Raw genomic sequence first — 12,606 nt, 5'->3', positions numbered from 1 at the left:
CCGGCAAGATCGCCCGGTACGTCCCGGAACGGCCACAGCCGGGTCACAGCGCGGCGGCTCCGGCGCGCGCGGCGGCTCCGGCCGCGCCCCCGCGCCGCGGGCTCGGGAGCGGGGGTGCTGCGTGCACGAAGGCGGCGCGGCGGCCGCCGCGGCCGGTCACGGAACCGTCCGGAAACCGTCGGCGCAGGCCACAGCCCTGTCACGGGCCGCAACGCCGCGGTCCCCGGCCATTACCCTCTCTTGGGAAAGCCTTTCCCGCGGGGAGGGGACCCGGGTACCGAAGGAGGGGCGGTGCGCGAATCCGTCAGGCCCGCTCCGGCGCCCGGCCGCACCGGCGGCCGGCCCGGTCCGCGTGGGGCGCTGCGCCCGCGCGGGCTGCACGACCTGCGCGAGGGGCCGGTGCCGGTGGCCCTGCACTACCCGCCGGACGACCTGGTGGTGGTCTCCGGCCTGCCCGGCAGCGGCAAGAGCACCCTGCTGCGGCGCTGCGCGCGCGGCCCGGTGATCGACTCCCAGCACGTCCGCGAGCGGTACCGGGCGCGGCTGCCCCGGGCGGTGCCGTACGCGCTGTACCGGCCGCTGGTGCGGGTCAGCCACTACCTGCGGCTGCGCCGGGCGCTGCGCGCCGGCGGCCCGCTGCTGGTGCACGACTGCGGGACGCTGCCGTGGGTCCGCGGCTGGCTGGCCCGCAGCGCCGCCCGGCAGGGCCGCCGGCTGCACCTGGTGCTGCTGGACGCCAGCCCCGCCGAGGCGGCCGCCGGTCAGCGCGAGCGCGGCCGCGGGGTGTCGGCGTACGCCTTCGCCCGGCACCGCCACGCCACCGGCCGGCTGCGGGAGCGGCTGGCCGGGGCGGGCGGGCCGCCGGCCGGCTGCGCCTCAGCGGTGGTACTGGACCGGGCCGGGGCGCTGGACCTCCAGGACATCGACTTCGCGGGCTGAGCCCCGCTCAGCGGCCGTGCACCTCGAGGAAGGTGCGCACGGCCGACTCCAGCGCCCCCTCGATCCAGGCGGGCTTCAGGCTGGTGTGCTCGCCCGCGAAGTGCACCCGGCCCTCGGGGGTGCGGGCCGCGGGGTGCAGCTCGTGGAGCTGGCCGGGGGTGAACATGACCGCCTCGCCGAGCGCGTAGCGGGCCCGGGCCCAGGACTGGGTGACGCCGACGCCGGTGAACTCGCTGCGCACCTTGGGCCCGAACAGCCGCTCGAGGTCGTCGAGGGCGAAGGCGTAGCGCTCGCCGGGGGTCAGCGAGTCCCAGCGCATCGCATCGTCGGACCAGGTGTAGGAGGCCAGCACCACCCCGCCCGCCGAGCCCTCGGGGGCGTGCGAGGGGAAGTAGGTGAAGCGGCTGGCGCTGTCGGAGACGCAGCCTCCGCCGGTGAAGCCGGTCGGCCCCTCCTCCCAGAACCGGGTCCTGAACTCCAGCAGCACCTTGGTGGCCGAGTCGTAGTGCAGTTCGCCGACCGCCCGCCGCTTCGGGTACGACATCAGCGGCTCGACGGTGCAGAACCGCAGGGCGCTGAACGGGATGGTGACGATGGCGTAGTCGCCCTCGAACACCTCGGTCGGGGCGGTCGGCGCGCCGTCGCAGGACTCCTCGTCGCCGGTCTCGGCGCAGGTCTCGATCCGCACCCCGGTGTCGCTCTGCACCAGCCGGGTCATCCGGCGGCCCATCCGCAGGTCGTTGCGGAGCGGGGCGGCAAGCGCCTCGGTGAGGACGTCGGTGCCGCCCTCCAGCTCCCAGTAGCGGTTGTCGGGCCTGATCACGGCGTGGTCGATCAGGGTCGGGACGATCGAGTAGTGCAGCCGGGAGGTGAGGTTCTCCAGGGTGCCGGCGGCCTGGATCCGGTTCTGGTCCCAGCCGGCCTCCTCGACCAGGTAGCGGTGGGTGGAGTAGCCGTCGTAGCGGCGGAAGATCTCGGTCCAGGCGGCCAGCTTCTCCTGGACGGAGGCGTCGGCGGGCACGCTGACCTTCGCGAAGGCGCGGTCGACGGCGGCGGAGGCGGTGGTGTCCAGCTCGGTGCTGAACGAGCGGTTCACCGCGCCGGGGCTGCGGGCGTAGTCGGCCCGGGTGGAGTGCTCGCCGTTGACCGCGATCCTGGTCCGGAAGGTGGCGGCCGGCGCCTTGAAGCCGTCGTCGGCGGGGCCGTTGGTCCAGGTCTCGCCGGTGAACGAGCGGTGCACCACCGCGGGCGTGCGGCCGGCCGGCTGCTCGCCGGGGGTGATGTCGGCGTTGTAGAACAGCCGGCGCCGGAGCCCGAGCTTGTCGGCGAGGGCGAGCACCAGCGGGTGGAAGTCCGGCAGGCGCATCGCGCCGGCCTCGGCGTGCAGCTTCGGGTCGGTGAACATGCCGCGGAAGGTCTTCACCCGGCCGCCGACCCGGCTGCCGTTGGCTTCGATCACCACCACCTGGTGCCCGGCCTGCCTGAGCAGGGTCGCCGCGGTCAGGCCGGCGATGCCGGCGCCCACGACCAGGACCTTCTTCTGCGGTGCGCGGGCCGGCAGCCTGCCGTCGATCAGGATCTTCAGGTACTCGAGGGTCAGGTCGGTCTTCTCGTCGTCGCCGACCATCAGCATCTTGCGGGCGAGGTCGCGGGCGGTCGCCGGGTCCGCGCCGCCGGTGGCGGCGGCCGTGCGCGGCGCTTCGAGGGCGGTGCGGCCCGCGAAGCCGGCGGCGCCGGCCACTGCCGCCGCTGCGGCGGCGGAGCCGATGACCGCGCGGCGGCCGAGCCGGGGTCCGGTGCGGCCGGGCTCGGTTCCGTCGGGCGGCTGGGTGGTGGACTGTTCCATGGATACTCCGTCAGTCATGTGGTCCGGCAACACCCGGGCCAACTGGAGCAGTCCGTTCCGGGCACGCCCGGCCGGTGGTTTTCACCCTCCCGGTGGGTGATCCCGGCGCCTGTCACCCGACCGGGCGCGGCGGACAGGGTGAGCCGGCCGCGCGCCGCCCGGCGGGCCCGCCGCGGCTCGCTACTGTGTCGCCCATGCCCACCCCCCACCCCCTGCGCGGGCCGCGCGCGCGTCGGCTCGCCGACCGTCTGACCGCGCAGTACCGCATCCCGATCGAGCCGCAGTACGACCCGGGCAGCCGCCGGTGGACGCTGCGCTGGTACGACGGGCCGCCGCTGGCCGCGGTCCGGGCCGCCCTCGGCCGGCACGGGCCGGAGGCCGAGCAGCTGCTGGTCCGCCGTGACCTGACCACCCGGGCACTGGCCCTGGCCGCGATCCGGGAGACCAGGGCCGGCGCGATGCACCGCTGGGTCGGCAGCTGGGGCCAGCGCTACCACCTGGAGCAGGTGCTGGCCGACCGGCCGTTCCCGGACCGGGCGGACAGCCCGCGGGAGGCCGCGATGCTGGAGCGGCTGCTGCAGGCCGCCACCGCCGGGCACGGACGCTGGAGCCACCCGGACGAGAACAAGGCGTTCGAGCTGGTCGCCCGGGACGGCGTCGCCTGGCTGCTCCCGGACGACCGGCTGGCCGGCCCGCAGGACCGCGACGGACTGGCGCTCGGCCCGCTGGAGTACCTGACGGCCCGCTACGCCACCGGCGTGCACCGCACGGCCTGGGAGACCGCGCTGGCCACCATGCCGCTGCGGGCCGCGGTGACCGCCGCCCGCGACGACGGCGCGCCGACCCCGGACGCTGCCCGCGCCGCCCTCGCACTGCTGCCCGCGCTGCGCTCCGAGCTGACCGCCGACCTGGACCGCACCCAGGACCGGCTGAACCGCGCCGCGGCCCCGGCCTGACGCCCGGGGTGACACGCGGGGTGACGCCCGGGGTGAGGCCCGGCCACCGTGGTCCGGGCCGCCGTCACAGGCCCGCGTCCCGGGCCAGCAGGGCGGCCTGCACCCGGTTGTCGCAGCCGAGTTTGGCCAGGATCCGGCTGACGTAGGTCTTCACGGTGGCCTCGCTCATGTGCAGCCGGGCGCCGGCGTCCGCGTTGGACAGGCCCTCGCCGAGCAGGTCGACCACCTGGCGCTCGCGCTCGGTGAGGACCGCGAGCCGGCTGCGGGCCGCCTCGCCGCGGGCGCCGGCCGAGCCGGCCGCCAGGCTGTCGACGATGTGCCGGGTGGCGGCGGGCGACAGGAAGGCGTGGCCGGTGGCGGCGGCCCGGACGGCCTGGATCAGTTCGGCGGGGGCGGTGTCCTTGAGCAGGAACCCGGCGCCGCCGCCGCTGATCGCGCGCAGCACGTTGTCGCGTTCGCCGAAGGTGGTGAGGATCAGCGCCCGGGCGCCGGGCGCGGCCCTGGGCAGTTCGGCGAGCGCGCTCAGACCGTCGAGCACCGGCATCTGGATGTCCAGCAGCACCACGTCGACCGCGTGGGTCCGGGCGAGTTCGAGAGCCTGGCGGCCGTCGGCGGCCTCCGCCACCACCTCGATGTCCTCGGCCGAGCCGAGGATGAGCCGGATGCCGGCCCGGATGAGCGGCTCGTCGTCGGCCACGAGGACCCTGATCACGGCGGTCTCCTGTGCTACCCGGGGTGCGGACCCCTACACCTTCGCACGGTAGTGCTGTTTGTCGATCAGCAGGCCGTCCCGGAAACAGAACCGGACCACGTCCTGGGTGTCGAGGTCGGTGTTGCCGTCGTCGGTGCCGAACCACCGGCAGTCGGCGTCCGGCGGCACCGGCGGGCCGCTGTCCCGGTAGCCGTTGGTGAGCCACTCGGCGCCGGGCGGCAGCATCCCGAGCACCTCGTCCTCGGGGGTCTGCGGCTGGATCGAGTCGTACAGCGCGACCGGGACGGTGGAGTCCTGCACCGAGTCCGCGAACTTGACGCCGGCCCAGCCGACCACGGCCACCGAGACCAGCAGCACCACGGCCGCGGTGACCGCGCAGCCCACCACCGGTCCGCGGCCCGTGGACGGCAGCGGCTCGGCCGGCGGCAGCCAGGGGTCGCCCTGGTCGGCGGGCGCCCGGCCGCCGCTGTCGTACGGCAGCAGCCCGGCCAGCCGGTAGCCGCCGTCGGGGGCGGCGCCCGCGTGGACGATCCCGCCGAGCAGGCGGGCCCGTTCGCGCAGGCCGGTCAGGCCCTGGCCGCCGCTGACGGCGCCCGAGGGGGCGGCGGCCGGCCCGTTGGCCACCTCGACGACCAGGGTGTCGGGCTCGTACCGCAGGGTCACCGTGATCGGCGCGCCCGGCGCGTGCTTGTGAGCGTTGGTCAGGCCCTCCTGGACGATCCGGTAGGCGCCGTGGCCGGTGGCGGCGGCCAGCGGGCGCGGCTCGCCGTCGCGGCGCAGTGTGACGGTGGCGCCGGCCGCGCGGGAGGCGTCGGTGAGCCGCTCGACCGTGTCGATGCCGCCGGCCTCGGGCAGTGAGTCGTCGCGCAGCAGGCCGACCACCTCGCGCAGTTCCCGCATGGCGCCGGTGGCGGCCTGCCGGAGCACCCCGACGGCCTCGCGCTGGCCTCCGGTGAGGGTGCGGTCCACCTCCAGGGCGCCGGTGTGCACGGCTATCAGGGCGAGTTGGTGGCCGAGGCTGTCGTGCATGTCCTGGGCGATCCGGTGGCGTTCGCGCAGCCGGGCCTGGTGGGCCACCATGTGGCGCTCGCGCAGCAGTTGCTGGTTGCGTTCCTGGAGCGCGCCGAGCAGGGTGCGGCGCTGCGCCAGGTAGCGGCTGATCACGGCGGGCAGGACGGCCAGCATCATGAAGCTGACCACCACGAGGGCCAGTTCGGCCAGCACCGGCAGCCCGGCGGGGTCCAGCCGGTACGACAGGCCGCCGAGGATCAGCAGTGCCGCGGTGAAGAACGCGGTCAGCGGCGCGGGGCGCAGGATCCGCCGTCCGGCCGACCAGCCGGCGAACACCAGGGCGGGCACGAAGCCGGCCGGTCCGGTGACCGCGGCCGACGCCAGGACCAGCACCGTCCCGGGCAGGCCCCGGCGCAGCAGGTAGAGCACGGCGGTGCCGAGCCCGACGGCGGCCATGTGCAGCGGCCGGGTGCCGTCCAGGTTCTCCAGCCCGCCGGCGAGCAGGGCGAGCGCGGCCGCGGCGACCCCTTCGCGGACCAGCAGCCGGCGGGTCCACGGGCCGGGCAGGGCGCGCGCCAGCAGGGCGCGCGGCGTCGGCGGGCCGGGGAGCGCGCGCAGGCGTGCCAGGGCCGGACGGGTGATCGATCTCGGGGTCACGGGGACCGAGGGTAGCGGGGCCGGTCCGGCGGGCGCTGCCGCGGTTGGTCGCGGTCGGCCCGCGACGAAAGTCGCTGCTGCCGGTCAGTCCCGGCGGGCGAGCAGCAGGGCGACGTCGTCGGCGCGGTGGGAGGCGTGGCGGGCGTCGCCGACCAGCCGGTCGGCGAGGGCTTCCAGGGTGAGGCCGCGGGTGTGGGCGAGCGCGGTGCGCAGCCGGTCGATGCCCTGCTCGATCGGGGCTCCGGGCTCCTCGACCAGGCCGTCGGTGTAGAGCGCGAGGACGGCGCCGGGCGGCAGCACGAACTCGGTGACCGGGAAGTGCACCGAGCGGTCGATGCCGAGCAGCGGGCCGCCCTCGAGTTCCAGGACCTCGGCCGGTCCGTCGGGGTGGCGCAGCAGCGGGGGCAGGTGCCCGGCGCGGACGCCCTGGGTGCGTCCGTCGGCGGGGTCGAGCCGCAGCAGGCAGCAGCTCGCGAGCAGGCCCGCGTCGAGGTCGAGGAGCAGCTGGTTGGTGCGGGTGAGTACCTCGTCGGGGGCACTGCCGCTGCTGACGAAGGCGCGGACGGCGCTGCGCAGCTGTCCCATGGTGGCGGCGGCGCCGACGTTGTGGCCCTCGACGTCGCCGATCACCAGGCACAGGCCCTCCGGGGTGGTCACGGCGTCGTACCAGTCGCCGCCGATCTCCATGCCCTGGGTGCCGGGCAGGTAGCGGGCGGCGGTGGTCAGGCCGGGCACGGTGGGCAGCCGGTGCGGCAGCAGGGCCTGCTGGAGGCCGCGGGCGAGGGCGAACTCGGCGTCGTAGAGGCGGGCCCGCTCCAGGGCCTGGGCGATCAGGCCGCCGAGCGCGGTGAGCACGGACCGCTCCTCGGCGGTGAACACCCGCTGGTGGTCGAAGCCGATGATGCAGCTGCCGACGGGGTGGCCGGAGGCGATCAGCGGGAGGAAGGCCCAGGCCTTCATCTCGTCCCTGGGGATGCCGGGGTAGGCGGCGACCAGTTCGTCCGGCGAGGAGAAGAAGATCGGGGCGCCGCTGCTGAACACCTCGGTGCCGGGCAGCCGGGAGCGGATCGGTATGCCTTCGAAGGAGTCCAGGAACCCGGTCGGGTAGCCGCTCTGGGCGACCAGGTGCATCCGGCCGCTGCGGGCCAGGTAGAGGGCGAGTTCCTGGCCGCCGAAGCCGGGCAGGATCTGGTCGATCACGGAGGCCGAGACCTCGCGCACGGTGACGGCCTCGGTGAGTGCGCTGGCCAGCTGGAGCAGGTGGTAGAAGGCGCCGGGCCGGGGCGGGGTGGCGGGCGGGGCCTCGGGCAGTTCGTCGAGGTGCTGGCCGCTGGGGGCGGCCGGGACGACCCGGCCGGTGACGCCGTACGCGTCGGGGTAGAGCGAGAACGCCAGCCAGTGGTCGGGCGGGCGGCGGGCGAGGAAGGCGGTGGGCTGCTGGGAGACCATGGCGGCGCGGTAGCGGTCCTCGTAGACCGGGTCGGTCAGCCACGGCAGCGCCTCCCAGGGGAGGCGGCCGATCAGCTGGACCCGGGGGGAGCCGAGGTGCATCTCGGCGCTGCGGTTGACGTAGGCGACCCGGCCGTCGGGGTGGAGGGCGAAGACCCCGTCGCGCAGCCGTTCGACGGCCGCGGCGGCGGCCGAGCCGGCCGTGCTGTCGAGCACGGTGACCACCAGGTGGGCGGAGCCTTCGGGGACCCGGCCGCGCAGCTCCAGGGTCCGGTAGCCGCCGCTGTGGTCGCGGACCTGGACCTGGCGGCTGAACGGTCCCGCGCCGCGGACGGCGGCCCGGGCGGCGGTGCGCAGCGGCCGGACGTCCTCCGGGGCGAGCCGGGCGACCAGGGTGGCCCAGCGGCCGTCGAACTCGGCCGGGCCGAGTCCGAGGATCCGGGTCAGTTCGCTGTCGGCGCGCAGCCGGCCGGTGGCCGGTTCCCAGTCCAGGCTGCCGATCAGGGTCGCGCTGTCGGTGGGCGCCGGCGGGCGCAGGACCTTCGGTTCGCGGCCGGCCGCCAGTTCGTCGCCGTGGGCGGCGAGGCCCGCGGCGAGGCGGTTGGCGGCGGTGCGCAGCGGGCGTCTGGTGCCGGGCGGGGGTCCGCCGGCCGAGCCGGGCCACAGCAGGGCGAGCGCGCCGAAGCTCTGGCCGTCCGCGGCGAGCGGCACCCAGGCGCTGGCGTAGGAGTAGGGCAGGCCGACGGCCAGCCGGGGGAACCTGCGCATGGTCTCGTCGGCGTCGCCGAGCAGGATGGTTCGGCCGGTGCGGTAGGCCTCGGCGGGGGGCAGCGGGGCGGCGACCGGGATCCGGCGCAGCACGTCCAGCAGGTGCAGCGGGACGCCGACCACGGTGTTGATCATCAGCGAGCGGCGGTCGGGTGAGCGGAGGTAGACCAGTCCGCCGTAGGCGGAGGTGCTCCGGACGGCGCGCAGCAGGGAGTCGGCGAGCAGCCGGTCGACGGCGTCCCGCCAGGGTGGCCGGGCGCCGGACACCCGGCTCGCTCCGGTCCGGTCGGTGGAAGGCGGCGGGCCGTGCTGGTCCGCCGGCACACCCTGTCGCATGTTCTTCTCTGTACGCCGCACGGACGGGGGGTGTCAAACCGGGGCAAGCTGGACAGGCCGGGGTGGACGGCGCGGCGGACGGGCCGCCCTCCACCCTCCGCGACCGCCACCGGGACCCGCCATCGCGCCCCGCTCCGTGCCGTCCGTCCCGTCCCGCGGCCTCGAGCCTCGGCCATCCGGGCCACACCGGAGCGGCGCCCGGTTCACCGGGGATTCACCCGGGGATCATCCGCCGGTATGACGGTCCGATCATCCGCTCGTCGCCGCACCCTGGTCGGCTGCGCCGCCCTGCTGCTCGCCTCCACCGCCTGCGCCGCGCTGCCCGACGGCGACGACCGCACCACCGCCGCCGCGCCCGAGCGCCGACACTCCGGCGACCCGCTGCCGCCGGCCGCCCGGCCCGTGGTCGTCCTCCCCGGCCGGGCGCTCCAGGAGGAGGACAGCGCCCAGGCCGCCGAGGCCCGCCAGGCGTCGGCCCGCGGCGAGGCGCTGGCCACCGCACAGCGCTGGGGACTGGCCGCGCTGCCACTGGCCGCCCCGCCGCCCCCGCCCACCAAGCCGGAGCTGACCGCCGGGCCGCACGTCAAGGTGCAGGACGGCGCACCGCCGGTGGTCTACCGGGTCCCCACCGACCGGCCCGTGGTCTTCCTGACCATCGACGACGGCGCCGAGAAGGACCCCGAACTGCTGCGGATGCTGGCCGACCTGCGGGTCCCGGTCAGCGTCTTCCTCTCCGACTACCTGGCCCGCGCGGACTACGGCTACTTCCGCCGGCTGCACGCCCAGGGGGTCACCATCAACAACCACACCATCGACCACCCCGACCTGCGCACCCTGGCGGCCGACCGGCAGCAGCAGGAGATCTGCGGGCAGCAGGACCGGCTGGAGGAGGAGATCGGCACCCGGCCCACCCTGTTCCGGCCGCCGTACGGCGAGTACACCGACGTCAGCCTGCGGACCGCGGCCGGCTGCGGGATCACCGCCGTCCCGCTGTGGAACGAGGAGGCATTCCCCGACCACATGGACTACCGCTACGACGACCGGCGGCTGCACGCCGGGGACATCATCCTGACCCACTTCCGCGGCCCCTCGCTGTGGAACGGCGACATGACCCAGATGCTCCGCCGGGTGATCGACACCGCCACCGCGCAGGGCTTCGCGCTGGCCCGCCTGGACGACTACCTGTAGCCGGTCGCGTCCAGCATCCGGAACCGACCGCCCCGCGGCCGCCCGACGTGATCGACTGGTGCCTCTTCCCCCGGAAGGAGGCACCCGTGCTGCCCTCTGTCGACGGACTGGTGTTCGCCCCGGTCGGCCCCGCCGAGCACGGCGAGGTCGACGGCTCGACCCGCTTCGCCTACCGCGAGCAGGACGGCGTGGTCTGGGCCTCGTACGCCGGCGGCGAGATCGTGCACGGCCGGCTGGTCGGCACCCGCGCCGGGGACACCCTGGAGTTCCGGTACGTGCAGCTCAACCGCGGTGGCGAGACCGCGGGCGGACACTGCGTCAGCCTGCTGAGCCGGCTGCCCGACGGCCGGCTGCGGCTGGACGAGACCTGGCGCTGGGAGTCCCGCGGGGGCAGCGGCACCAGCGCGGTCGAGGAGGTCCTGCCGGACCCCCGGCGGAGCGCCCCCGACGCGATGTTGACCGGCCGGTAACTCCTCCCTATGCTCGGCGCACGCCGGCCGCCGCCCGCCTCGGGCCGCCCGGCGGGACACCGTCGTCCCCCGGCCCGGCCGGCCTCTGGAAGGATCCCCGGATCAGCGCCCCGACCACCCCATGGACCGTCAGCCGCCGCCGCCTGCTGACCTATCTGGTGGCCGCCCCCGCGCTCGCCGTGGGCGCCCGCCTCGCCGACCCCGACCAGGCCGCCGCACTGCCCGGCGTCCCGGACGTGCTGGACCTCGGCGAGGCGCTGATCCTGGCCGGGCTGCCCACCGCGCACCTGCTGGTGCTGGAGGTCACCGAAGCCGGCCGGGTGGTGCTCGAACTCCCGCGCGCCGAGGTCGGCCAGGGCCTGACCACCGCGATCGCGATGCTGGTCGCCGACGAGCTCGACGCCCGGCTCGCCGACGTCGACGTCCCGCTCTCCAAGGCCCGCCCCGAGCTGCTGTTCAACCAGCTGACCGGCGCCTCCAACTCGGTGCGCTCGCTGTACGACCCGGTCCGCGCCGCCGCCGCGGCCGCCCGCGCCCGGCTGGTCACCGCCGCCGCCCGGCGCTGGGGCGTGCCCGCCGCCACCCTGCGCACCCAGGACGGCGCCGTCCTCGCACCGGACGGACGCAGCGCCTCGTACGGCTCGCTGACCGTCGCGGCGGCCGGGGTGGTGGTGCCGGAGGTGCCCACCACACCGAAGCCCGCCGAGCGGCGGACCCTGGTCGGCCGCCCGACCGGACGGATCGACGCCCGCGACCTGGTCACCGGAAAGGCCAGGTACGCCGGCGACCTCCAGGTGCCCGGCGCGGTGCCGACCGTGATCGCCCGGCCGCCGACCATCAACGGCACGGTCCGCTCCTACGACGCCGCCGCGGCCCTGGCGATGCCCGGGGTGCTGGCCGCGGTACAGGTGCCGAGCGGCATCGCGGTGCTCGCCGAGACCTTCGACCAGGCGCTGAAGGCCAAGGCCGCACTGACCGTCGACTGGCGGCCCGGACCGGTAGCCGCGCTGTCCGACCGGGACATCCGGGCCAAACTGAAGGCCGCCCAACCACCCTTCCTGGTACCGCCGTTGCTCACCCTGACGGTAGACGCCGAGTTCGACTTCGCGTTCGTCGGCCACGCGCCGATGGAGGTGCTCACGGCGGTCGCCGACGTCCGCCCCGACCGGGCCGAACTCTGGTGCGCCGTGCAGGCGCCGATCGTCGCCCAGCAGACCATCGCCGCCGAACTCGGCCTCCCGCAGGACGCCGTGACGGTCAACGTGGTCCGGGCCGGCGGCTCGTTCGGGCGCCGGCTGTTCTTCGACTGCGCACTGGAGGCCGCCCAGGTCTCCCGAGCCGCCGGACGGCCCGTCAAGCTGATGTGGACCCGCAACGACGACACCCGGCACGGCCGGATGCGCCCCGCCAGCCACCACCGAATCCGCGCCACCCACGCCCTCGGCCAGGTCCTCACCTACGAGCACCGGGTCGCCACCGTGCAGACCGACTTCCGGCACGGCCTCGGCGAGGCGCTCACCGCGGCCGGCTTCGGGGTGCAACTCGGCGGACTCAGCCTGTCCCAGGCGTTCTTCCTGCTCACCGAGAAGCTCCCCTACGACCTGGGGGTGTCCACCCAACTGCTGGCCGAGGTGCCGCTCGAGATGCACACCGGCAGCTGGCGCTCGGTCTACTCCGGGCTGGTCCGGGTCGCCGACGAGATCATGGTCGACGAGCTGGCCCGCACCCTCGGCCAGGACCCGGTCGCCTTCCGGCGCGCCCGGCTGGGCAGCGCCCGCGGGCGGGCCGTCCTCGACCGCGCCGCCGAGGCCGGGCAGTGGGGCCGCGCGATGGCCCCCGGACACGCCCAGGGCCTCGCCTTCCACGACGAACACGGCTCCGCCGCCGCCTGCCTGGTCGAGCTCGACGCGACCGACCGGGCCAACCCGCGGGTCACCAAGGCCGTGATGGTCGCCGACGTCGGACTGCCCGTCAACCCGCGCGGCCTGGAGGCCCAGCTGATGGGCGCCGTGATGGACGGCATCTCGGTGACCCTGCAGGCCGGACTGCACATCGACGCCGGCGCCGTCCGCGAGGGCAGCTTCGCCGACTTCCACTACGCCCGGCAGCGGCACAGCCCCACCGACCTGCAGATCCACCTGATGCCGCCGAACGGCGAACCGGGCGGCGCCGGCGAACTCGGCGTGCCCGCGGCGGCCGCCGCCGTCGCCAACGCCTGGGCCCGGGCCACCGGGACCTCGCCGCGCAGCTTCCCGATCAACTTCTGAGGGGTCC

At 75.9% G+C, this 12,606-nt stretch carries 9 protein-coding genes; 5 read left to right on the top strand and 4 right to left on the bottom strand.

The window, feature by feature from the left end; genetic code table 11:
* The first annotated feature begins 375 nt into the window (after positions 1 to 375).
* Entirely contained in the window at positions 376 to 939 is a 564-nt protein-coding gene (locus AB0D08_RS10300) for an AAA family ATPase (protein WP_359887628.1), read from the top strand.
* A 7-nt stretch (positions 940 to 946) separates the two neighbouring features.
* Here the strand turns inward: AB0D08_RS10300 and AB0D08_RS10295 are convergent, their stop codons facing one another.
* Positions 947 to 2,785, bottom strand: a complete 1,839-nt coding sequence (locus tag AB0D08_RS10295; protein WP_359887573.1) for an FAD-dependent oxidoreductase — start codon at positions 2,783 to 2,785, stop codon at positions 947 to 949.
* Between the two features lie 194 nt (positions 2,786 to 2,979).
* Between AB0D08_RS10295 and AB0D08_RS10290 the strand changes: the two genes are divergently transcribed.
* A complete protein-coding gene (locus tag AB0D08_RS10290; protein ID WP_359887570.1) occupies positions 2,980 to 3,741 on the top strand; it encodes a hypothetical protein in 762 nt (253 codons plus the stop codon).
* A gap of 64 nt (positions 3,742 to 3,805) precedes the next feature.
* Here the strand turns inward: AB0D08_RS10290 and AB0D08_RS10285 are convergent, their stop codons facing one another.
* From AB0D08_RS10285 to AB0D08_RS10275, 3 genes are all read right to left on the bottom strand, one after another.
* Complete coding sequence (locus AB0D08_RS10285) at positions 3,806 to 4,453, bottom strand: response regulator transcription factor (protein WP_359887567.1); 648 nt, start codon at positions 4,451 to 4,453, stop codon at positions 3,806 to 3,808.
* Positions 4,454 to 4,486: 33 nt separating this feature from the next.
* Positions 4,487 to 6,121, bottom strand: coding sequence for a histidine kinase (locus AB0D08_RS10280; RefSeq protein ID WP_051812846.1), 1,635 nt, complete (start codon positions 6,119 to 6,121; stop codon positions 4,487 to 4,489).
* Between the two features lie 84 nt (positions 6,122 to 6,205).
* Positions 6,206 to 8,674, bottom strand: coding sequence for a SpoIIE family protein phosphatase (locus AB0D08_RS10275; RefSeq protein ID WP_051812848.1), 2,469 nt, complete (start codon positions 8,672 to 8,674; stop codon positions 6,206 to 6,208).
* A 237-nt stretch (positions 8,675 to 8,911) separates the two neighbouring features.
* Here AB0D08_RS10275 and AB0D08_RS10270 point away from each other — a divergent pair, with 237 nt between their 5' ends.
* From AB0D08_RS10270 to AB0D08_RS10260, 3 genes are all read left to right on the top strand, one after another.
* Positions 8,912 to 9,862, top strand: a complete 951-nt coding sequence (locus AB0D08_RS10270; protein WP_359887564.1) for a polysaccharide deacetylase family protein — start codon at positions 8,912 to 8,914, stop codon at positions 9,860 to 9,862.
* 86 nt (positions 9,863 to 9,948) lie between these two features.
* Positions 9,949 to 10,332 (top strand): hypothetical protein, encoded by a 384-nt coding sequence (locus AB0D08_RS10265; RefSeq protein WP_359887562.1) that lies wholly within the window; start codon positions 9,949 to 9,951, stop codon positions 10,330 to 10,332.
* 158 nt (positions 10,333 to 10,490) lie between these two features.
* Complete coding sequence (locus tag AB0D08_RS10260) at positions 10,491 to 12,599, top strand: molybdopterin cofactor-binding domain-containing protein (RefSeq protein ID WP_359887560.1); 2,109 nt, start codon at positions 10,491 to 10,493, stop codon at positions 12,597 to 12,599.
* Positions 12,600 to 12,606: the final 7 nt, after the last annotated feature.

This window comes from Kitasatospora sp. NPDC048540 (genome assembly GCF_040651175.1).
In the GTDB taxonomy this organism is placed as follows: Bacteria; Actinomycetota; Actinomycetes; order Streptomycetales; family Streptomycetaceae; genus Kitasatospora.
Note: the sequence above shows the minus strand (reverse complement) of the source record. Positions and strands in the feature narration are given on the sequence as shown.

Coding starts and splice junctions, on each gene's coding strand:
- AB0D08_RS10295 (WP_359887573.1), bottom strand. CDS start 2,785: ATGGAACAGTCCACCACCCAGCCGCCCGACGGAACCGAGCCCGGCCGC.
- AB0D08_RS10290 (WP_359887570.1), top strand. CDS start 2,980: ATGCCCACCCCCCACCCCCTGCGCGGGCCGCGCGCGCGTCGGCTCGCC.
- AB0D08_RS10275 (WP_051812848.1), bottom strand. CDS start 8,674: ATGCGACAGGGTGTGCCGGCGGACCAGCACGGCCCGCCGCCTTCCACC.
- AB0D08_RS10270 (WP_359887564.1), top strand. CDS start 8,912: ATGACGGTCCGATCATCCGCTCGTCGCCGCACCCTGGTCGGCTGCGCC.